At 59.0% G+C, this 22,208-nt stretch carries 15 protein-coding genes and 6 pseudogenes; 10 read left to right on the top strand and 11 right to left on the bottom strand.

What is annotated here, in order from left to right:
- Positions 1-27: 27 nt before the first annotated feature.
- Both ASG55_RS04705 and ASG55_RS04700 read right to left on the bottom strand, forming a co-directional pair.
- On the bottom strand, positions 28-303 hold the full coding sequence (locus tag ASG55_RS04705) for a bacteriocin immunity protein (protein WP_290127533.1): 276 nt from the start codon (positions 301-303) through the stop codon (positions 28-30).
- On the bottom strand, positions 278-2,185 hold the full coding sequence (locus ASG55_RS04700; protein ID WP_056784010.1) for an S-type pyocin domain-containing protein: 1,908 nt from the start codon (positions 2,183-2,185) through the stop codon (positions 278-280). Before ASG55_RS04700 ends, ASG55_RS04705 begins: the two co-directional genes overlap by 26 nt.
- 304 nt (positions 2,186-2,489) lie before the next feature.
- Here ASG55_RS04700 and ASG55_RS04695 point away from each other — a divergent pair, with 304 nt between their 5' ends.
- Positions 2,490-3,824, top strand: coding sequence for an amidohydrolase (locus ASG55_RS04695; RefSeq protein ID WP_041479306.1), 1,335 nt, complete (start codon positions 2,490-2,492; stop codon positions 3,822-3,824).
- Positions 3,825-4,360: 536 nt separating this feature from the next.
- Here the strand turns inward: ASG55_RS04695 and phnR are convergent.
- A complete protein-coding gene (gene phnR, locus ASG55_RS04690) occupies positions 4,361-5,074 on the bottom strand; it encodes a phosphonate utilization transcriptional regulator PhnR (RefSeq protein ID WP_016773745.1) in 714 nt (237 codons plus the stop codon).
- A 350-nt stretch (positions 5,075-5,424) separates the two neighbouring features.
- Between phnR and ASG55_RS04685 the strand changes: the two genes are divergently transcribed.
- The 6 genes from ASG55_RS04685 to ASG55_RS04660 all read left to right on the top strand — a co-directional run bounded on the left by ASG55_RS04685 (position 5,425) and on the right by ASG55_RS04660 (position 10,783).
- Positions 5,425-6,492, top strand: coding sequence for an ABC transporter substrate-binding protein (locus tag ASG55_RS04685; RefSeq protein ID WP_041479304.1), 1,068 nt, complete (start codon positions 5,425-5,427; stop codon positions 6,490-6,492).
- Positions 6,493-6,673: 181 nt separating this feature from the next.
- A complete protein-coding gene (locus ASG55_RS04680; RefSeq protein WP_056784007.1) occupies positions 6,674-7,480 on the top strand; it encodes an alkaline phosphatase family protein in 807 nt (268 codons plus the stop codon).
- A 5-nt stretch (positions 7,481-7,485) separates the two neighbouring features.
- Positions 7,486-8,322: an ABC transporter permease gene (locus tag ASG55_RS04675; protein WP_162245414.1), complete on the top strand. Its 837-nt coding sequence runs from the start codon at positions 7,486-7,488 to the stop codon at positions 8,320-8,322.
- Positions 8,309-9,109, top strand: a complete 801-nt coding sequence (locus tag ASG55_RS04670) for an ABC transporter permease (RefSeq protein ID WP_056784005.1) — start codon at positions 8,309-8,311, stop codon at positions 9,107-9,109. The genes ASG55_RS04675 and ASG55_RS04670 overlap by 14 nt, the downstream gene beginning before the upstream one ends.
- A complete protein-coding gene (locus ASG55_RS04665) occupies positions 9,106-10,095 on the top strand; it encodes an ABC transporter ATP-binding protein (protein ID WP_056784001.1) in 990 nt (329 codons plus the stop codon). Before ASG55_RS04670 ends, ASG55_RS04665 begins: the two co-directional genes overlap by 4 nt.
- A gap of 34 nt (positions 10,096-10,129) precedes the next feature.
- Entirely contained in the window at positions 10,130-10,783 is a 654-nt protein-coding gene (locus tag ASG55_RS04660; protein ID WP_056783998.1) for an HAD family hydrolase, read from the top strand.
- A gap of 96 nt (positions 10,784-10,879) precedes the next feature.
- Here the strand turns inward: ASG55_RS04660 and ASG55_RS04655 are convergent, their stop codons facing one another.
- Entirely contained in the window at positions 10,880-11,842 is a 963-nt protein-coding gene (locus tag ASG55_RS04655) for a zinc-binding dehydrogenase (RefSeq protein ID WP_056783996.1), read from the bottom strand.
- 138 nt (positions 11,843-11,980) lie between these two features.
- Here ASG55_RS04655 and ASG55_RS04650 point away from each other — a divergent pair, with 138 nt between their 5' ends.
- Together ASG55_RS04650 and ASG55_RS04645 are read left to right on the top strand one after the other, a co-directional pair.
- Positions 11,981-14,065, top strand: a complete 2,085-nt coding sequence (locus ASG55_RS04650) for a carboxy terminal-processing peptidase (RefSeq protein ID WP_162245411.1) — start codon at positions 11,981-11,983, stop codon at positions 14,063-14,065.
- Between the two features lie 118 nt (positions 14,066-14,183).
- Complete coding sequence (locus ASG55_RS04645) at positions 14,184-15,956, top strand: bifunctional diguanylate cyclase/phosphodiesterase (RefSeq protein WP_056783993.1); 1,773 nt, start codon at positions 14,184-14,186, stop codon at positions 15,954-15,956.
- Between the two features lie 31 nt (positions 15,957-15,987).
- Here ASG55_RS04645 and ASG55_RS04640 read toward each other — a convergent pair whose 3' ends face one another.
- The 6 genes and pseudogenes from ASG55_RS04640 to ASG55_RS26745 form a co-directional block, all read right to left on the bottom strand.
- Positions 15,988-16,407, bottom strand: a complete 420-nt coding sequence (locus tag ASG55_RS04640; RefSeq protein ID WP_056783991.1) for a hypothetical protein — start codon at positions 16,405-16,407, stop codon at positions 15,988-15,990.
- A pseudogene (locus ASG55_RS27580) lies at positions 16,404-17,670 on the bottom strand (RHS repeat domain-containing protein); the annotation flags it as partial. The gene ASG55_RS04640 and the pseudogene ASG55_RS27580, both read right to left, overlap by 4 nt.
- Positions 17,671-17,752: 82 nt before the next feature.
- Positions 17,753-18,636: pseudogene (locus ASG55_RS27105) on the bottom strand (RHS repeat domain-containing protein); the annotation flags it as partial.
- Position 18,637: 1 nt separating this feature from the next.
- Positions 18,638-18,924: pseudogene (locus tag ASG55_RS27100) on the bottom strand (hypothetical protein); the annotation flags it as partial.
- A gap of 1 nt (position 18,925) precedes the next feature.
- Positions 18,926-19,227: pseudogene (locus ASG55_RS27095) on the bottom strand (hypothetical protein); the annotation flags it as partial.
- 1 nt (position 19,228) lies between these two features.
- Positions 19,229-20,096 (bottom strand): annotated as a pseudogene (locus tag ASG55_RS26745) (hypothetical protein); the annotation flags it as partial.
- A gap of 94 nt (positions 20,097-20,190) precedes the next feature.
- Between ASG55_RS26745 and ASG55_RS27090 the strand changes: the two are divergent.
- Positions 20,191-20,301 (top strand): annotated as a pseudogene (locus ASG55_RS27090) (hypothetical protein); the annotation flags it as partial.
- A 1-nt stretch (position 20,302) separates the two neighbouring features.
- Here the strand turns inward: ASG55_RS27090 and ASG55_RS04620 are convergent.
- Positions 20,303-22,141 (bottom strand): DUF6531 domain-containing protein (locus tag ASG55_RS04620; protein WP_236708152.1); only part of this gene is annotated, 1,839 nt, incomplete at its 3' end.
- Between the last annotated feature and the right edge of the window lie 67 nt (positions 22,142-22,208).

Raw genomic sequence — 22,208 nt, 5'->3', positions numbered from 1 at the left:
GCAGGTAATACCAATAGGGGGTTGCTTTTATTTATCTTTGAAACCGGGTTTACCATTAGCGGAACGCCAGTTTTTTACCTCCAAGACAACATTTTCAGGCCCATCCTTACCTTCCTCCGGGTAGTAAATCAAATCGTAACCAGATGGATGTTCAACTAGCCGAGAGAACTCAAGAATGGCAGCAATTTGTTGCTTCTCTGTTGTAAACCCGGAATCATATATTTTCCTGACAAACTCAAGAAAATCTTCCTCTCTCATATCCTGTATCGACCTCATATCAAAGCCCTTTATGAATTTCAACATGCGCTTTCGGGGTAACGATATTTATGTTGTCAGCATTATATAAATCCCCTCCCTCGGCCAAGCCGACCTTATGATGCAGTTCGTATTTCACTCTTGCTCCCGCTGAGTCGTTCATTCTAACTATCGGGGCTTTGCCCTTTTTCATTTCGTTCAAACTTGTTTCATTAAATAAGCCAGCCAGTTTTTCGTCATTGAAAACAGCTTTCCAGAATGTTTCTCTGAATGATCTGAAACTGTTGAACTGACGACCCCGTAACTGATCAGCAATGTGCGATGGGATTGGCGCCCCATCACCCTGCGCAGCAGCCCCTAGCCATCCACCCGCAACCGGCGCTCCATGACCACTCGCCACCCCTGGATCATTGCGTCGATCCCGGAACATGACGTACTGCGGTGGCAGGCCCGATTCCGACGGGAAGACCAGAATGAAGTCGTCGAAACGAATGCTGCCCCGCCCTGGGTGAGCGTCGATCCGTCCTTCAATCGGCACGAGGTTGCCGCCGATATATCGCGGTGGGGACGGATTCTCGATGGGGAACAGCGTTGAACTGTCTGCCGGCGTTACTGCGGGAGTCCAGACCGCGGTTGTCGGCGGGATGTCAGTGAGGGTCGCGCTGTAAGTGTTGTTCCCTGCGTTGAAATCAGCTGCAACCACGCGAACGCCGGAAGGCCGTTTTGTCCCCGCTACCGGAACGACAAGCAGTTCGGCGAGAGAGCCCGTCAGCGGCCGGGCGCTCAAACGTACCGGCAGATTCAGTCGTGCTCTTTCGCTTGCCAGCTTGCCCAGATCAGGCAGTTGACCGGGCAGCAGATCTGCCAGTGGGAGGCTGAGCAGAAAGCGTTCAGGCAATTCCCCATTACCCAACACCGGGGAGTAGACAAACGCACTTACCCCTACCATCAGACCGGACGCCGTGCCGGCAGCCAGCCCCGATAAACCGGCCACCGCCGCGCGAATCGAAGCGGCAAAACCCGCCATCAGGTTGTCGGCAATCGCGACCGCACCAGCGGACGTCGCAAATACCAGTTGGGCGTGGCTGGTATTGCCCTGAAAGCGCAACAGGCTACTGTGCCCACCGGAGGTGTCCTGCCGGCGCTTTTCCTCAGCAACCCTGCGTGCTTCGGCCTCAGCCTCAAGCGCTGCCTGTTCCTCGGCACGCTTGCGCTCTAGTGCCTCAGCCGCCAAACGGGCCTGTTCCTCTTCGAGCCGCCTGATTTCATCGGCCGCGGCCTGCCGCGCCAGCTCCTCCGCCTGCCGCCGCGCCTGCTCCTGAGCGACGCGGGCCTGTTCCTGTGCAACCTGCCTGGCGTATTCCGCCGCCAACCGCGCCTGCTCCTGAGCGATCCGCTCGGCTTCCTGCGCTTGCACCACGGCAATCATGCCCTTGACCGTGGCCGACTGGCTGTTCAGCACGCCAATGCCTTCAACCAGTAACTTGGCGTTGAACAGAGCGCTATAAGCCTGCCGTACGCTGACGCTGGCGCTTCGCCGATTGACTTGCGGTAAGCGGCCTCCGTTGAAAAAGGTTTCAACCTGGGCGTGGCCGAAACGTTCGATGGCCACGTCCTTGGCCACCAAAAGCGCACCAAACTTCCTGGCGATCAGGGAATCCCTGAATTGCATCTCCCGCGCCAGCGCATCCAAAGGCGGCAAGACACTTTGATCACCTGCTGCCCGCGCTTCTGCCAGTTCCTTTTCAATGACCTGAGCAATATTCCTGGAAGTATCTTTATAGATACTTTCCATATCGAGTATTTCACCCAACGGCGCAAAGTTAATGCCTGGTCCCGAGCCGTCCCCGGCACCTAAATAATGTAAATATTCATCTTGTTTATCCGGACGCACAACAATCGGCGGAAGCGTTATTCCATTACGCTGCATTTATAAGTCCTCCATGGACAATAGTTTTGTCGCACTGACCCGTTACCCTCAAACAGCCAATAACGTGACCGGCACCTGGAGAAATTTATGGAAATGGATGTTGTGCGGTGCGGTACATGGTTATCGCCCGCGTTTTATCTGTCACGCCGGACGAAACTGATAAAGCGGTAGGAGTTTTCGCTGATAACTTATGCTCAAACGTAAATCTGTCGGAGCGCATAGCGCTTTCCGGACCCGATCGCACTTGCGTGCAAAGCCTTTGTCACAGGCAAGGAAGCCAACAACAATAATCAAGGAGAAGCCCATGCAACTGACGCGCATTGCCCAGACCCTTTTGCTCACCCTGGTCGCCAGCCACGCCAGCGCCGCGACGATGGACAGCGCCCGCACACGCATCGCCGAGCAGGCGCAGAAGCTCGAACCGGAGCTGCTGGAAACCCGCCGCGACCTTCACGCTCATCCGGAGCTCGGCAACACCGAAAAACGCACCGCTGAACTGGTCGCCAAACAGCTGCAAGCCATGGGTCTGGAAGTGAAAACCGGCGTCGCCCGCACCGGCGTGGTCGCCATTCTCAAAGGCGCCCTGCCCGGCCCGACCGTGGCCCTGCGCGCCGACATGGACGCGCTGCCGGTCAAGGAAGTCTCCGACTTGCCGTTCGCTTCGAAAGCCAAAGGCACGTATCTCGACAAGGAAGTCGACGTCATGCACGCCTGCGGCCACGACGCCCACACCGCAATCCTGCTCAGCGCAGCGAAAATTCTGACCGGCATGCGCGACACCCTGCCCGGCACCGTGGTGTTCTACTTCCAGCCCGCCGAGGAAGGCCCGAGCGATTTTATTCCCGACGGCAAAAACACCTGGGGCGCGAAGATGATGGTCGAGGAAGGCGTAATGAAATCGCCGAAACCAGACGCGGTGTTCGGGCTGCACGTCTGGGCCGGCGTCCCCGCCGGCCAGATCGCCTACCGCCCCGGCCCGACCCTGGCCAGCTCCGACGACCTGCGCATCAAGATCCACGGCAAACAAACCCACGCCGGCCGCCCCTGGGATGGCATCGACCCAATCACCGTCGGCGCGCAAACCATCGTCGGCCTGCAAACCGTGGTCAGCCGCCGCACCGACATTTCCTCTTACCCGTCGGTGGTCAGCATCGGCACCATCAACGGCGGCACCCGCTACAACATCATCCCCGAATCACTCGACATGACCGGCACCATCCGCTCCTACGACTACGGCATCCGCCAGAAACTGCACAGCGACGTACGCCAGACCATCGAGAAAATCGCCGAAAGCGGCGGCGCCAAAGCCGACGTCACCATCATCGAAAAATACGACCCGACGATTAACAACCCTGCACTAACCGAGAAAATGCTGCCGACATTGAAGTGGGCGGCCAAGGATGATGTGGTGCAGGGACCGCTGGTGGGTGGGGCGGAAGATTTCTCGTTCTTCGCCAAGGAAGCGCCGGGACTGTTTGTGTTTCTTGGAGTGACCCCGAGGGACCAGGACATGAGCAAAGCCGCGCCGAATCACAATCCGGGGTTCTTTGTGGATGAGTCGGCGCTGGTGGTTGGGGTGAGAACATTGGCGTCGTTGGCGACGGATTATCTGTATGGGAATGCGGCGGTGGGCAAGTAGGAAGGGGTGACTGTGGGGGCGCTTTCGCGAGCAGACTCGCTTCCCACAGAAAAGCGAAAGCAAAAACAAAAGATCGCAGCCTGCGGCAGCTCCTACACACGATGAGCGTTAGCTCGAGCACCGCTTTTGATCTTGATCTCGGAGCCCGTCGGCAGGCTGAGTGGAGGGATTGATCCGGGCGTGGGAGCGCAGCGACCGTACGACGCAGTCGTACACAGCGAGTGTAGGTGCAGCGAAGCGGAGGGATTGATCCGGGCGTGGGAGCGCAGCGACCGTACGACGCAGTCGTACACAGCGAGTGTAGGTGCAGCGAAGCAAACCGGAGCCGCTGCGCCAGGATCGATCCCGCAGCGAAGGAACTCCGAGCCCCAGCGAGCGGGCCGAACGTCAGGGCGCAGCCTTTTGGTTACTTTTTGGTGTTTGAAAAAGTGACCCGCCGTAAGGGCGGAACCATAAGAAGCCGTTACCGCAGCAACGGATATTCACCCAACCCCCCAAAACCTGGTTGGCCCAAAGGCCGCCAAGGTCAAAAAAGATCAAACCACATCAACCCCTACGTGAATCGCATCATGCCGCCAAAACTCCAGATCACAATCAATCAGCCGCCCATGCTGATCATAGTTGACCCGAGCAATCCTCAATCCCGGACTCCCCACCGACACCCGCAAAGCCGCCGCCGCATCGACAGATAAAGACGTAGGCACAATCTCAAACCGCACCCGCCCATAGTGCAAATCGAAATGCCGCGCATACAACTCAGTGATCGACTGATTCAAATCAAACTCAAGAATCCCCGGAAAAAACTGTGGATTCAGATAGTGCTCCACATACAACACCAGTCGGCCATCAATCCGCCGCGAGCGGCAAATCTGGATCACGCTCGACAACGCCGGCAGCTGCAACCACGCACACACCGCCGCCGAAGCCGGCTGCAACCGCGCCGAAATCACCTCGGTCGACGGCTCACGCCCCTGCGCACTGACCATCGCGTGAAAATGACTGCGCTGCATCAGGTTGTACGCCAGACGCGGCGGCGACACGAACCAGCCACGCCGCTCCTCACGGTAAATCTGCCCCTGTGCCTCAAGCTGCAACAGCGCTTCACGCACAGTGATCCGCGTCGTCCCGAACAGCTCGCTCAGCTTGCGTTCAGCGGGCAACTTGCTCCCGGCCGCCAGCAAACCGTGATCGATTTGCTCCTGCAACACTTGGCCAATCGCTGTCACCGCTTTCGTTGCCTCATCGCGCATCAACGTTACCTATCTGGACTAGACCAGCACTGTTTCGGGGCAAATCCGAACGCCGATCAAAGCGCCTTCGTATGTTGCAAGCCTAGGCAGTGCAGATGACCGACAGATGACAAAACTACCGAACGGTCGCTTTCACGGCTTGCAATACATCGGCCAAGTCCCCTGCTCCACGGGCTTTTGAGCATGGTCTACGCTGATCTGGCACCTTCCTGATAATGGCTGATGGAAGATCAGCCACGAGGCCATCGACATCAAAATGTCATCCAGCCCGCCTAAATTGGCTCAGGTATTGCTGACCTAGACCAACCCAACCGCAATCGCAGCGTTGAACACGACCAAGGAGCTTCGGAATGAAACAGCTTTTCCTGGCAACACTGTTAGGCTCGACCATTGCAATGTGCAGCGCCGCCATGGCGGCCGACACCGATCTGAAAACCCTCGAAGCCGCTGCGAAAGCGGAAGGCGCCGTCAATAGCGTCGGCATGCCCGACAACTGGGCCAACTGGAAAGGCACCTGGGATGATCTGGCTGCGAATTACGGCTTGAAACACATCGACACCGATATGAGTTCGGCTCAGGAAATCGCCAAGTTCGCCGCTGAAAAAGACAACGCCACCGCCGATATCGGCGACGTCGGTGCTGCCTTCGGCCCGATCGCGGTCAAGCAAGGCGTGGTGCAACCGTACAAGCCAAGCACTTGGGATCAGATTCCGGACTGGGCCAAGGACAAGGACGGCAACTGGGCACTGGCCTACACCGGCACCATCGCCTTCATCGTCAACAAGAAGCTGCTGAACGGCTCCGACGTGCCGACCAAATGGGCTGACCTGAAAACCGGTAAATACAAAGTCTCCATCGGCGACGTGAGCACTGCTGCCCAGGCCGCCAACGGTGTCCTCGCTGCCGCACTGGCCAATGGCGGTGACGAGAAAAACATCAAGCCTGCACTGCTGTTGTTCGCCGACCTCGCCAAACAGGGTCGTCTGTCGATGGCCAACCCGACCATCGCCACTATGGAAAAAGGCGAGATTGAAGTCGGCGTGGTCTGGGACTTCAATGGCCTGAGCTACAAAGCCAAGATGGCCAACCCGGATGATTACGTAGTGCTGATTCCATCCGACGGCTCGGTGATTTCCGGCTACACCACGATCATCAACAAGTACGCGAAAAACCCCAATGCCGCCAAGCTGACGCGCGAATATATCTTCAGCGACGCCGGCCAGACCAACCTCGCCCGCGGCAACGCCCGGCCGATCCGCGCCGAACACCTGCAACTGCCGGAAGACGTGAAAGCCAAACTGCTGCCGAACGAGCAATACAAAAACGTTACGCCAGTCAAGGACGCCGACGCGTGGGAAAAGACCTCCAAAGCCCTGCCGCAGCAGTGGAACGAAGAAGTCATCGTAGAGATGAAGTAATCCTGTGATCCCCCTGTTCGGGATCCGCTGAAGATCCGAATGTGGGAGCGAGCCTGCTCGCGAAGGCGGCGCGTCAGTCGACATCACTGTTGAATGATGTATTGCATTCGCGAGCGGGTTCGCTCCCACAGGGGATCGGGTTGATTTCGGAATATCTGAATTTCGCGGAGTTCTTGCCCCTATGAAGCACAACGTCATCCTTGTCGTGCTCGACGGCCTCAACTACGAGGTTGCGTGTCACGCCATGGGGCATCTGCAGGCTTATGTTGGCGCAGGACGCGCGGCGCTCTATCAACTGGAGTGCGAATTGCCCGCCCTGTCCCGACCGCTTTACGAATGTATCCTCACCGGCGTGCCACCGATCGGCAGCGGCATCGTCCACAACAATGTCTCGCGCTTGTCCAACCAGCGCAGCATCTATCACTACGCCCGCGATGCCGGGCTGAAAACCGCCGCTGCGGCGTATCACTGGGTCAGCGAGTTGTATAACCGCTCACCGTTCGTGGCCGCGCGCGACCGCCACACCGACGATCCGACATTGCCGATCCAGCACGGGCATTTCTACTGGATCGATCATTATCCGGATTCGCACCTGTTCGCCGACGCGGAGAACCTGCGCCTGCGTCATGCGCCGGATTTCCTCCTGATCCACCCGATGAACATCGACGACGCCGGGCACAAGCACGGCCTCGACAGCTCGCAATACCGCAACAGCGCGCGCTCGGCTGACGTCATCCTCGCCGACTATCTGCAGACCTGGCTCGACGCTGGTTATCAGGTGCTGGTGACCGCCGACCACGGCATGAACAACGATCGCTCGCACAACGGCCTGCTGGCGGAAGAACGTCAGGTGCCGCTGTTCGTCCTCGGCGAGGCGTTCAGCCTCAACCCTGATGTCACACCGAAGCAGACCGAGCTCTGCGGCACGGTTTGCGAGCTGCTCGGCGTGCCCCACGACAAACCTGTGTGCCGGGAGCTGCTCAAGTGAATGCCATGACTCGCGGCAAATGGCTCGCGGCGCTGTGTCTGGTGCCTTTCGCGCTGTTCTTTATCGTCTTCGAAATCGCCCCGCTGGTCTGGGTGATGATCAACAGCCTGCAATCGGAAGAGTCCGGCTGGGGCCTGGCCAATTTCAGCAAGATCTTCGGTTCGAAGTTCTATCGGCAGGCAATCCAGTACAGCCTGGAGATCAGTTTCTGGTCGAGCGTATTCGGCATCATCATCGCCGTGCTTGGTGCGTATTCACTACGCCGCGTCGATTCGAAGCTGCGCAACTTCGTGAATGCCTTCGCCAACATGACCAGCAATTTTGCCGGCGTGCCGCTGGCGTTCGCGTTCATCATCCTGCTCGGTTTCAACGGCAGCATCACCATCATGCTCAAGCAGTCGGGGATCATTCAGGACTTCAACCTGTATTCGAAAACCGGCCTGATCATCCTCTACACCTACTTCCAGATACCCCTTGGCGTGCTGCTGCTCTACCCGGCGTTCGACGCTCTGCGTGAAGACTGGCGCGAGTCCGCCGCACTGCTCGGCGCCAACGGCTGGCAGTTCTGGCGGCACATCGGCCTGCCGGTATTGACCCCGGCGTTGCTCGGCACGTTCGTGATCCTGCTGGCCAACGCCCTCGGCGCCTACGCCACGGTTTATGCGCTGACCACCGGCAATTTCAACGTTCTGCCGATCCGTATTGCGGCGATGGTCTCCGGGGACATTTCCCTTGACCCGAACCTGGCCAGCGCCCTGGCCGTGGTGCTCGTGGCGCTGATGACCATCGTCACCGTCGTGCATCAATTGCTGTTGAAGAGGAGCTACCATGTCTCGCGCTGAATCCGGCCCGGCCGGCGTCTACCACCGCGTCGTGGTCTATCTGCTGTTCGCCATCCTGTTGTTGCCGCTGCTGGGCACGCTGGTCTATTCGATCGCCAGCAGTTGGTCGGCGACCATTCTGCCGAGCGGCTTCACCTTCAAGTGGTACATCCAGTTGTGGAGCGATCCGCGCTTTCTCCACGCATTCGGGCAGTCGCTGATCGTCTGTGTCGGCGCGCTGGTGTTATCGGTGGTGCTGATCCTGCCGCTGCTGTTTGTCGTGCATTACTACTTTCCGAAACTCGATGCGCTGATGAACATCCTCATCCTGCTGCCCTTCGCGGTGCCGCCGGTGGTGTCCTCGGTGGGGCTGCTGCAGCTCTACGGTTCCGGGCCGATGGCGATGGTCGGCACACCGTGGATTCTGATCGGCTGCTACTTCACCGTAGCGCTGCCGTTCATGTACCGCGCGATCACCAACAACCTGCAAGCGATCAACCTGCGCGATCTTATGGATGCTGCGCAACTGCTCGGCGCCAGCACCTTTCAAGCGGCGTTTCTGGTGGTGCTGCCGAACTTGCGCAAAGGCCTGATGGTGGCGCTGCTACTGTCTTTCTCGTTCCTCTTCGGTGAGTTCGTGTTCGCCAACATCCTCGTCGGCACGCGCTACGAAACCTTGCAGGTGTACCTGAACAACATGCGCAACAGCAGCGGTCACTTCACCAGTGCGCTGGTCATTTCGTATTTCTTTTTCGTGCTGGTCCTGACCTGGATCGCCAACATCTTGAACAAGGACAAAAGCGAATGAGCTACGTCAGCGTCCGACACCTGCAGAAAAGTTATGCCGGCACCACGGTATTCAGCGACATCGATTGCGAGATCAACAAAGGTGAGTTCGTCACCCTGCTCGGCCCGTCCGGGTGCGGCAAGTCGACTTTGCTGCGTTGCATCGCCGGGCTGACCCCGGTGGATGGCGGCAAGATTTTGCTCGATGGCGTCGACATCGTGCCGTTGAGTCCGCAGAAACGCGGTATCGGCATGGTCTTTCAGAGCTACGCGCTGTTCCCCAACATGACCGTCGAACAGAACGTCGCCTTCGGCCTGCGCATGCAAAAGGTCAACGCCGATGACAGCCACAAGCGCGTCTCTGAAGTGTTGAAACTGGTCGAACTGCACGACTTCGCCAGCCGCTATCCGCATCAACTGTCAGGTGGGCAGTGCCAACGTGTCGCCCTCGCCCGATCGCTGGTGACCCGCCCGCGCTTGTTGCTGCTGGATGAGCCGCTGTCGGCGCTCGACGCAAGGATTCGCAAACACCTGCGCGAACAGATTCGTCAGATCCAGCGCGAACTCGGCCTGACCACGATCTTCGTCACCCACGATCAGGAAGAAGCGCTGACCATGTCGGACCGGATTTTCCTGATGAATCAGGGAAAAATCGTCCAGAGCGGCGACGCCGAAACCCTCTACACCGCGCCGGTCGATGTATTCGCCGCCGGCTTCATCGGCAACTACAACCTGCTCGATGCCGATGCCGCCTCAAAGCTGTTGCAACGGCCGGTCAACCACCGCATCGCCATCCGCCCGGAAGCCATCGAACTGAGCCTTGACGGCGAACTCGACGCGCAGATCCGCAGCCACAGCCTGCTCGGCAACGTCATTCGCTATCGCGTCGAAGCGCGCGGGGTGGAACTGGTGGTCGACGTACTCAACCGCTCCGCCGCCGATCTGCATCCCGACGGACAACGCCTGGCACTTTCCATCGATCCGACGGCCCTGTGTGAGGTAGCCTGATGACTTTGCTGACGTTGAAGAGAGAACTGCACTGATGGCCCTGGCAATTTTTGATCTGGACGAAACGTTGATCCACGGCGACTGCGCCACCCTCTGGAGCGAGCAGATGGGGCGCCTGGGCTGGGTCGATCCCGAGTCGTTCATGCGCAAGAACAACGAACTGATGGACGCCTACAGCCATGGCAAATTACGCATGGAAGATTACATGGCGTTCAGCCTCGAACCGCTGATCGGCCGTACGCCAGAAGAAGTCGAGCACCTGGTCGGGCCGTGGGTTGAAGACTTTATCGAACCGATCATCTTCAGCGACGCGACCAAAACCATCGCCGCGCACCGCAAGGCCGGCGACCGGATTCTGGTGATCTCGGCGTCGGGCACGCACCTGGTCAGACCGATTGCCGATCGACTCGGCATCGACGAGATTCTAGGGATTGAACTGGAAGTCGCGCACGGCGTTTACAGCGGCCATACCGTGGGCACGTTGACCTACCGCGAAGGCAAGATCACTCGCCTGCTGGAATGGCTGGACGCCGAAGAAGAAAACCTAGAGGGCGCGAGTTTCTATTCCGATTCGCGCAATGACTTGCCGCTGCTGTTGAAAGTGGATTTTCCACACGTGGTCAATCCGGATCCGGTGCTACTCGAGCACGCGGAAAAATCCGGCTGGCCGATCCACTTCTGGAAATAAAAGCAAAAGATCGCAGCCTTCGGCAGCTCCTACTTTTGGAATGCGTGCCTCTGTAGGAGCTGCCGAAGGCTGCGATCTTTTGACCTTGCTTTGCTGTCAGCTCAAACCCTCATTGATCACCAGCACCAACTTGCCCGCCACCGTATTGCTCGCCAGTTCGGCAAACGCTGCTTCGGCATCCTTCACCGCAAAGGCTCTGGCCAATTGCGGACGCAAGCGGCCCTCGGCAAACAGCGGCCACACATGCTGGCCCAGATCACTGAGCAGATCGGCCTTGAATTGATCGCTACGGCTGCGCAACGTCGAGCCGAGCAGTTGCACACGCTTGGCCAACACCTGCGCCAGATCCAGTTTCGCCTCGCGCCCGCCCATCAAACCGATCAGCACCCAACGTCCGTCCAGCGCCATCAGCTTGAGGTTCAGCGCCGCATAATTGCCGCCCACCGGGTCGAGAATCACATCGAACGGCCCGAAGTCGCGCAGGCTTTCAATTTCATCGGTGCGCACCACGCCGCCCTGCGCACCCAACGCTTCGCAGTAAGCCAGGCGTTCGGCGGAACCGACGCTGACCCAGCACGGGTTGCCGAAGGCTTTGCACAGCTGAATGGCGGCTGAACCGATTCCACTTGCGCCGGCGTGCAGGAGAATTTTCTCACCGGGTTTCAGCGCTGCAAGTTGAAACACATTCAGCCAGACGGTGGCGTACACCTCGGGCAATGCCGCCGCCTCGATCAGCGAAACACCTTCGGGCACGGGCAGCACATGCCGTCCGTCGACGACCACCTCTTCGGCCATGCCGCCCCCGGCCAGCAAGGCGCAGACCCGGTCACCGACTTGCCAGGACGAGCCCGCGCCGACCTCGCTGATCACCCCGGAGCACTCAAGACCAAGCACTTGGCTGGCCCCGGGTGGTGGCGGATAAAGCCCTGCTTTCTGTAATAAATCGGCGCGATTGAGGCCGGCTGCCGCCACCCGGATGCGGACTTGTCCTACATCGCACGTCGGACTCGGCTCTTCAACCCATGCCACTTGACCTTCAACGCCTTGCAATGCCTTCACACTGCCTCCATAGTGAGTCTGGACTGAGCCCGAAGCTGTAGCGCCGGGCTTTTTGCATTATGCGACCGGCTCTCAAAGAACCGGCGACTTCAAAGACGGCCTAATATGCGTTATCAATTGTCCCCGCGTCGAATCAGCATGAAGCATCTGCTCCCCAGCACCGCCCTCGCTCTTTTCATCGGTATCGGCCTGTTGCCGGTGTCGGGCACCACATTCGCAGCCAACAGCTGGGACAAGTTGCAGCCTGATCGCGATGAAGTCATCGCCAGCCTGAACGTCGTCGAGTTGCTCAAGCGTCACCACTACAGCAAGCCGCCGCTCGATGATGCGCGCTCGGTGATCATCTACGACAGCTACATCAAGCTGCTCGACCCGTCGCGCAGCTATTTCATGGCCAGCGACATCGCCGAATTCGACAAGTGGAAGACCCAGTTCGACGACTTCCTCAAAAGCGGCGACCTCAACGCCGGGTTCACCATCTACAAGCGCTATCTGGACCGCGTCAAGGCGCGTCTGGACTTCGCCCTTGCCGAGCTGAACAAAGGCGTCGACAAGATGGACTTCAACACCAAGGAGACCTTGCTGATCGATCGCAAGGACGCGCCTTGGCTCAAGTCCACCGCAGAACTCGACGACCTCTGGCGCAAACGCGTCAAGGACGAAGTGCTGCGCCAGAAGATCGCCGGCAAAGAGCCGAAGCAGATCCAGGAAACCCTGACCAAGCGCTACAAGAATCAGCTGGCGCGCCTCGACCAGACCCGTGCCGAAGACATTTTCCAGGCGTACATCAACACCTTCGCCATGTCCTACGACCCGCACACCAACTATCTGTCGCCGGATAACGCGGAAAACTTCGACATCAACATGAGCCTGTCCCTCGAGGGCATCGGTGCCGTGTTGCAGAGCGACAACGATCAAGTGAAGGTCGTGCGTCTGGTGCCGGCAGGCCCGGCGGACAAGACCAAGCAAGTCGCTCCGGCCGACAAGATCATCGGCGTCGCCCAGGGCAACAAGGAAATGGTCGACGTGGTCGGCTGGCGTCTGGACGAAGTGGTCAAATTGATTCGCGGTCCTAAAGGCACCGTGGTGCGTCTGGAAGTCATTCCGGCGAGCAATGCGCCGAACGACCAAACCACCAAGATCGTGCCGATCACCCGTGAAGCGGTGAAGCTCGAAGATCAGGCCGTGAAGAAGTCGATCCTCAGCCTGAAACAGGACGGCAAGGACTACAAACTTGGCGTGATCGAGATCCCGGCCTTCTACCTCGACTTCAAGGCATTCCGTGCCGGCGATCCGGACTACAAGAGCACCACTCGCGACGTCAAGAAGCTGCTCACCGAGTTGCAGAAGGACAAAGTCGACGGCGTGGTCATCGACCTGCGCAACAACGGCGGCGGCTCCCTGCAGGAAGCCACCGAGCTGACCAGCCTGTTCATCGACAAAGGTCCGACCGTGCTGGTGCGTAATGCCGATGGCCGTGTCGACGTCCTCGAGGACGAAAACCCGGGCGCGTTCTACAAAGGCCCGATGGCGCTGCTGGTCAACCGTCTGTCCGCTTCGGCTTCGGAGATCTTCGCCGGCGCCATGCAGGACTACCACCGTGCGCTGATCATCGGTGGCCAGACCTTCGGCAAGGGCACTGTGCAAACCATTCAGCCGCTGAACCACGGCGAACTGAAACTGACCCTGGCCAAGTTCTACCGTGTCTCCGGGCAGAGCACCCAGCATCAGGGCGTACTGCCGGACATCGACTACCCGTCGCTGATCGACACCAAGGAAATCGGCGAAAGTGCCCTGCCGGAAGCCATGCCGTGGGACACCATTCGCGCGGCGATCAAGCCGGCGGCCGATCCGTTCAAGCCGTTCCTCGCCCAGTTGAAGTCCGAACATGACTCGCGCACCAACAAGGATGCCGAGTTCGTGTTCATCCGCGACAAGCTGGCCCTGGCGCAGAAACTGATGGAAGAAAAAACTGTCAGCCTCAACGAAGCCGATCGTCGTGCCCAGCACGCCGACATCGACGCCAAGCAACTGGCGATGGAGAACATCCGTCGCAAGGCCAAAGGCGAAGAACCGCTCAAAGAGCTGAAGAAAGAAGACGAAGACGCACTGGCCGCTGCCGAGCCGGACAAGGTCAAACCAGAAGACGATGCCTACCTGAGCGAAACCGGGCGCGTGCTGCTGGATTACCTGAAACTGAGCAATCAGGTGGCCAAGAAGTAAGTGATGGCAATTTAGTGATGACGATCCCCGGATCGTCATCAAACAGTCATCATTCTGTCGTGCAATAAAGGACCGGGAGCAAGCGCTCCCGGTCCTTTTTTTATCGCCAGAGACTGCCATGACCACAACCGAACAGCTGAGCGCCTTGAGCTCGATCCTGACTCAAAGCGGTTTACACAGCCTGTTCCAGCCGATCATCTGTCTTTCCGAACGCCGCATTCTCGGTTACGAAGCCCTCACCCGTGGCCCGTCCAACAGCCCTCTTCACTCTCCGATTGCCCTGTTCGCCGTGGCGCGACAGGCTGGTCGATTGAGTGAACTGGAAATCGCCTGCCGACAAAGCGCCTGCCGACGGTTCAATGAGCAGCAACTGCCGGGCAAGCTGTTCCTTAACGTGTCTCCAGAATCCTTGCTCGAAGCCGCGCACCAACCCGGGCGTACGTTGCAACTGCTGCAGGACTTGGGCATTGCGCCGAGCCAAGTGGTCATCGAGCTCACCGAGCAGACGCCAATCGATGACTTCCAGTTGCTGCAAACCGCCCTGCATCACTACCGGGCGATGGGTTTTTCCATTGCGCTGGACGACTTGGGCGCAGGGTATTCGAGCCTGCGCCTGTGGTCGGAATTGCGTCCGGATTACGTGAAGATCGACCGGCACTTCATTGATGGCATTCATCAGGATGCGTTGAAAAGAGAGTTTGTCGGTTCGATTCTGCAAATTGCCAAAGCCTCGCGCGCGCAAGTCATCGCCGAGGGCATCGAGCTACCGGAAGAACTCGCGGTGCTGACTGAAATGGGCGTCGACCTGGTGCAGGGCTACCTGCTCGGCCGCCCTCAGGAACATCCGTCCCGCGACGCTCGCGCGATGATGCCCAAACACGACAGCAGCGCCGTCGCACTGAATGACGAAGGCAGCGACCTCAGCGCCCTGCTCAACGACCAGCCCGCCGTGCAACGCGATACGCCCACCGCGACGGTACTGGAAGCCTTTCGCCGCCAGGCCAACCTCAATTCGCTCGCGGTGCTCGACGAACAAGGCCAGCCTTGTGGCATCGTCCATCGCCATTCCCTGTCCGACGCACTGCTCAAACCGTTTGCCACGGACTTGTTTGCACGTAAACCGATCAGCCGCCTGATGAACGATGATTTCCTCGCCGTGGAAATCAGCCAGTCGCTGCAGCAAGTCAGCCGCCTGATCACCAGCCGCGCCCGCCAGCGCATCGAAGAAGACTTCATCATCACCCTCAACGGCGGTTATCTAGGCCTCGGCCGAGTGATCGACGTGCTGAAACTGATCACCGAACTGAAAATCCAGCAGGCGCGCTACGCCAATCCCCTCACCCTGCTGCCGGGCAACGTACCGATCCAGCAGTGCCTCACCCGCCTGCTGCAACAGGCCCGCGAATCGATCATCTGCTACGTCGACATTGACAGCTTCAAACCCTTCAACGACATCTACGGCTACGGTCGCGGCGACGAAGTCCTGCTCTGCCTCGCCCAATGCCTCAACGAACGCATCGACCCCACCCGCGACTTCGTCGGCCACATCGGCGGCGACGACTTCCTCCTCGTCCTCGGCCCCGAAGACTGGCGCAAACGCCTCAACCAACTGCTCGACGATTTCCAAAGCCAATGCCGCCGGTTCTATCGGCCCGAGCATCTGGAAGCCGGTTGTTTTGTAGCGCCAAACCGACAGGGTGTGCGGCAAGAATTTGCGTTGTTGTCGTTATCGATTGGGGTGGTGCATTTGCGACCTGAAGCTTGTGCAACGCTTGATGCCAGCCAGCTTGCGGAGATGGCTTCGCAGGCTAAGCATCATGCGAAGGGGGTTGTGGGGTTTAGTGTGTACGTGATTGATAGTTTCGTCGCTGCCGAGCTACTTCCGTCATAGCTTACGGACCAACGTCAACTTGGCTTTTAGTTTACCAAGTTGATCTATCCTCATTAGTTGCCATCAATAGATCCTCTTTCCAAATTTCCTGCGCCAGTCGAAAGACATCTTGAAAAAAGCAACGGGGATTTTCTAATGAGTACCATTCCTCACGCGGCCAACTGTTTGTCTCGCATTCATCAATTTCGAATACAGCTTGAAAATCGAAGCTTGAATCCTTAAGCACTGCTTCCAGATTTTCAATGAGAACCAGTTTATGCCTAAAGGAGAGATAGGGCTGATTTAAGCAATATTTCGTTATTAGCACGCTTCTATCAGCTCGATCATTCGGATCATATATCTCGAGCTCCACACCCTTGGTTTCCTCTCTATCATAAACATCAAATACACCAACGAACCACATCAAATCAGGTTCAAAAGGCTCATTTAAAAATGGGTCTTTAAGCATCATTTGCCCTCCGACGGGAAGCCCGTAAAAGGCTTCTGTGTATTGTCTTTGTCGAACTTAACCTCAAACCAATTCATATCCTCATTCAGCCGAGGATTTTGTGCATCTTTTTTATTAGGCCTGTAGCCGCGCCCAGCTCCAGGCAGTTCCAATCGAACTATAGGATTTTTCTTTTGATCCTTCCCTGTATGTTTAATCAATCTGTTTTCATCCTTCGTCATCGCTTTATTCAAGGCCCCCAGATGCATACGCCAACTATGAAACTGAGAGCTTGGATTACCTTTGGCATTTTTAGGAACCTCGCCAGTATGAGGATCCGCGCCATTTATCGCTCGCTGCTTGAGAGCCGGGCCAGTAATTTCCGAACTATGTTTTTTCACAGTGTGCATGTCATAAAGTTCTTCATACTCACTCACACGCCGTTTCGCATTCTCCTCAGCCACTTCATCAATCCTCGCCCGTCGTTCCTGCGCCGTCATCTTTGGCAGCGGGGGCGCTCCCTCTTCGACGACCACGCGACCAGCCTCGTACCGCATAGGACGTCGCGGCGCTGACGGTGGACAAATGCAACTCAACCCCAACGGATCAACCCACCCCGTCGGATTCGGCACGTACTGGTACTGATTCAACCCACCCGCGAGCTTCACCGGATCCGGGGTTAGATACCTTCCCAATCTCGGGTCGTAATACCGATGTCGGTTGTAATGCAGGCCACTTTCAACATCGAAGTACTGCCCCTGAAAACGCAGCGGTTGGTCCAGATAGTCTTCGCCGGCGAGGGTGACGGCGGCGACTTTGCCGTAGGCGTCGTATTGCGCGGACCAGACGATTTCGCCGCTGTAGTCGGTGAGTTCCTGCGGGGTGCCGAGGTGGTCGAGTTGGTAGTAGAACGGGCAGGCTTTTTTCGATTTCGCCGCTGTAGTCGGTGAGTTCCTGCGGGGTGCCGAGGTGGTCGAGTTGGTAGTAGAACGGGCAGGCTTTTTTCGGGCCTTTGCCGTCGAGCATCGCCAGTGGGCGGAAGGTGCCGGGTTCGTAGAGGAAGCTGCGGTATTGCGTGGCGCTGCTTTCGGCGACGAGGTGTTCGCCTTGCCAGAAGAATTCGGTGACGGCGCCGTCGATTGTTTTGCGGATGCGCCGGCCGAAGGCGTCGTAGTGATAAGTGGCGGTCTGGCCGTCGGGGCGGGTCAGGCCGATCAGGCGGTGCTGGCAGTCGTAGCGGTATTCGGTGACCAGGGTCTGGCCGTGGCCWCGGCGTTCGCGGATCAGGTTGCCGAAGGCGTCGTAGTCGTAATGACGGTCGCCCTGCATCAGCAGGCGATTGCCCTTGATCTGCGCAGGGCCGGGACGNCGGCGTTCGCGGATCAGGTTGCCGAAGGCGTCGTAGTCGTAATGACGGTCGCCCTGCATCAGCAGGCGATTGCCCTTGATCTGCGCAGGGCCGGGACGATCCTGCATCAGCAGGTTGCCGGCCGGGTCGTGGGCGAAGGATTCGGGCAGCTCGTCGCGTGAGTGACGTACGCGGATCAACCGGTCGAGGGCGTCGTAGCCATAAGTGCGCTGGCCGTGGCGGCTGTCGGCAATGTGCTCGAGATTGCCGTTGGCGCTGTAGGCATAATCGCGGCGGTACAGCGAAGCGTGGCGATGACCTACAGCGTGGGCAAGCAAGCGGCCCTGATCGTCGTAAGAATATTCGCTGAGCAGCAAACCTTGCTGGCGTTGCTGTTCGCGACCGGACTGGTAGACGTGGCGCGTGAGCGGCGTGCCATTAAGGTCGATGGCGTAAGAATATTCGCTGAGCAGCAAACCTTGCTGGCGTTGCTGTTCGCGACCGGACTGGTAGACGTGGCGCGTGAGCGGCGTGCCATTAAGGTCGATGGCTGACAGCGCACCGCCCTTGGTGTAGTGATAATCGAGCTTGCTGTTGTCCGGCAGACGCAGGCGTTTGAGCTGACCGCAGGCGTCATAGGCGTAGCGCAAGGTGCCCCAGCCCTGATGCTCGGTGATCAGCCGATCCTGACGGTCGTACTCGAAGGCCAGCGGATGGTTTTGCCCGTCCTCGACACCGATCAACCGACCGAGGCGATCGTAGTCGTAGCGGACTTTGAGCCCATCGGGCAGGGTTTTGACCCGCAAGCGCCCGGCCTTATCGCGCTGGTAGTGGGTGACCAGCGATAAACCCTGCTCGCCAAACTCGGTCTTCTCCAGCAGGTGCCCGTTGAGGTCGTAGGCATANCCCGCAAGCGCCCGGCCTTATCGCGCTGGTAGTGGGTGACCAGCGATAAACCCTGCTCGCCAAACTCGGTCTTCTCCAGCAGGTGCCCGTTGAGGTCGTAGGCATACGCCGTGCGCCGCCCATCAAACCCGGTTTCCTGTCGGATCAATCCGGTCGGCGTGTAATCCAGGCAGTATTTTTCCCCTGACTCGTTTTCAATTTCGGTCAGCAGCAACCGCGCATGGTCGTAGCGGTACTGCACGCGGGTGCCGTCGGGATTGATCCGTCGCGAGACCAGGTGCAAATCANTCGTTTTCAATTTCGGTCAGCAGCAACCGCGCATGGTCGTAGCGGTACTGCACGCGGGTGCCGTCGGGATTGATCCGTCGCGAGACCAGGTGCAAATCATCGTCATATTCGTAGCGGGTAATGCGCCCGAGTTCATCGCGCTCAGCGGTGATCTGGCCGTAGGCGCCGTAGCTGTAGGCGCGCGTGCTGCCCGTAGGAGAAGTCGTCAGGATCAGTCGGCCGGCCGCGTCCCACTGCTGACGACTGACAACACCAAATTCGTCCTGGGTGGTAATCCGCCGGCCCAGCGCATCGTAGGAAAANCGTCAGGATCAGTCGGCCGGCCGCGTCCCACTGCTGACGACTGACAACACCAAATTCGTCCTGGGTGGTAATCCGCCGGCCCAGCGCATCGTAGGAAAAACGCCGCACGCCGCCGTCCGGCAGGGTTTCTTCGATGAGCTGGCCGAGCTCGTTCCACACCCAGCGGTGGCGGCTGCTGTCCGGATAGCGCAGCGACAGCAATTGGCCGCGCAGGTTGTAGTAGTAATGGGTGACCTGGCCGTCGGGATCGACCGCTTCGGTGACGGCGCCTTCAGCGTTGCGCCGGTAGATCCACACCGCATCACCACGGCAACGCTTGTAGAGAAAACCGTTGCGGTACTCGTAGGACGTTGGTGCATCGTCCGGCGGAATCAGCGCGATCAGCCGTCCGACCTCGTCGTAGCGGTATTCGGTAACCGCGCCCAACGCATCCTGCTCGGCGATCAACCGGCCCTGCTGGTCATAGGCCTTGAGCTGCTCGCCACCATCGGCCGCGACCTGCCGCACCAGCCGTGCGCGCTCGTCGTGGACGTAGACTTCTTCGGTACCGTCGACGTAATGCACGGTCACGCTGGCGTCGTCATCGTTCCAGACGTAACGGGTGTTCATCTGCGAGAACGACGCCCAGTGCCTCACGCAGCGCGCCGCCGTCGACGTAATGCACGGTCACGCTGGCGTCGTCATCGTTCCAGACGTAACGGGTGTTCATCTGCGAGAACGACGCCCAGTGCCTCACGCAGCGCGCCGCTTTGCCCTCGCGCTGCCACTCCCAGAAGAAGCTCGCGCCGCCGGTCAGCTGGCGCTGGAGGATGACGTGATGGTCGTCGTAGTCGTAGCGTTCGCTGTCGCCGACCGCGTTGGTCGCGGTCAGCAGGCGTTGCCGGGCATCGAAGCTGTAGGTGGCRAGGTTTTTGCTCGGTGGTCCACTCGCCCTGGACGAACACCTGATAATCGATCGCCACCAGCTGAGCCTGCCGGTGCACGCGTTGAATGAAGGCGAAGATTACCTGCTGGGCGTGTTCCTGGTCGGCGCCTATCAGGAAATCCTCGGCGACATGGGTGAACCCAAGACCNGAGGATGACGTGATGGTCGTCGTAGTCGTAGCGTTCGCTGTCGCCGACCGCGTTGGTCGCGGTCAGCAGGCGTTGCCGGGCATCGAAGCTGTAGGTGGCAAGGTTTTGCTCGGTGGTCCACTCGCCCTGGACGAACACCTGATAATCAATCGCCACCAGCTGCGCGCGGTCATAACGCAACAGCAATGAGCGGCCGGCGCCGTTGTCCAGACGCTGAATGCGGTCGGAGCGATCACGTTGCAGGGTCAGACGATTGCCGTAGACATCGCTGATTGCGGTCAGCCGGCCGGCGCGAAAGTGGTAGAAGCGCGCGTTTTCCCCGGCCAGGGCGAGGATCAGTTCTTCCGGTTCATCACCGAGAAAGATCGCCGCCCGCGACAGGCTGTTGTGAATCGCCGGACGCGCGACGTTGGGCAGGGGAAAACGAGTGCGGCGGTTTTCGTGGTCGATCCAGATCACGCCATCGCCGTCGAAGGACAGGCGATGGGCCAGCGTGTGGCTCCAGCCAAAACCCAGGCCGATGTCGATCTCGACCGCGCTGCTGCGGTACAAGCGGGTGAACTCGAAGGGCAGCACGCCATCGAGCACCGCGTCGGTCAGGGTCAGCAGTTCCTCGCCGGTGACCATCGACACCGGACAGCCGTTTTTGCAGGTATTGGGGACGCAATCGGCGGCGTCGCCGTTGGGGTTTTTTGCCTGGTCGGGGACGTCGTCGTGCTGTTCGTCTTTCTTCAACATGGCGTTGCGCTGGGCATCCCAGCGCAATTGCATCCGGCCCTTTTTCACCCCGGCGGCGATGCCGCGCGCGGCAACGGCTTTGTAGCGGTCGACGTATTCAATGAAGGCGCTGACGATGCTGAACAGCGCCTTGACCAGACGCTTGGCGACGTTGAACAGCTGCGTTGCACGGTCAGCCAGACGCAGCGTCAGATAAGCGATCCCCGCCCCCGCTCCGACAAACGTCAGCACCACGCTGATCAACACATCGATGATCAGTTGCACGATCATCATCGACGCCACTTCAGCAGATTTGCCGGCAATCTCGCTGGGCGGCAGCATGTCCAGCCACAGGCTTGCCGACCGCAGCAGCAAGCACATCGCCGCTTCGTCACTGACCAGCAACTGCAGCTTTTCCATGAGATTTGGCGCGGTCTGTGCCAGCTCGATCAGCTCAGCCGCGCCACTGCCCAAACGCTCGGCAAACTTGCCGGGGTCCTGGAGAATTTCCGAGAGCAGTCCGAGGCTGTCCCATACCCCCTCGATGGCCGCCCAACTGCCGGCGAGCATGCCGTTGCTGGCTGCGGTCGCCACCGACTGTGACCACTGCGGCTTGAAACCCTGCCACTCGCTACGCAGCCAGCGTTTCAGTTCGCCGGTCAAACCGTTGTAGGATTTGAACAGCTCGTCGACTTGACTGGAGGTGACAGCGCTGTGGACCAGAACGCGGTAGAACTTGCCCTCTTCGCCTCTGAATTCAGCCTTGCCCTGCTGATCAAGGGTGACCGGGCTGGTTTTGCCGCTATCCACGTCGACCACATCGACGGAAATGTTGCCCAGCGGGATGTCGTAGACCGATTCGAACTTGCTCTCGATCTGCATGAGCCCGCCCTGCGGGCACTGGACAACGCTGGAAGAAAACTCCTCGTCGCTGCTACTGACCGCCGTGCGGCTATCGCCGAAGCGGATGATCCGCTCCATGCCCACCAGCGATGGCAGGTCTGCTGCCTCGCTGATCTGGTCCACCCTGCGACTGAGCCAGTGATCAAGCTGTTTGCGGTAGAGGCTGAGCGTTTGCGGAAAGCTGTCGAGTTCCTGCTCGATGCGCGCGATGGCTTCCATCAACACACGCAGGCAGACAAGGTAGGCTGAAAAACGGGCTGAAGCATGAGCGGTCCCTCGCGCAAGA

Origin of the sequence: Pseudomonas sp. Leaf434 (assembly GCF_001425545.1) — a bacterium.
Taxonomy (GTDB): domain Bacteria; phylum Pseudomonadota; class Gammaproteobacteria; order Pseudomonadales; family Pseudomonadaceae; genus Aquipseudomonas; species Aquipseudomonas siliginis.
This window is presented reverse-complemented; position numbering and strand designations above follow the sequence as displayed.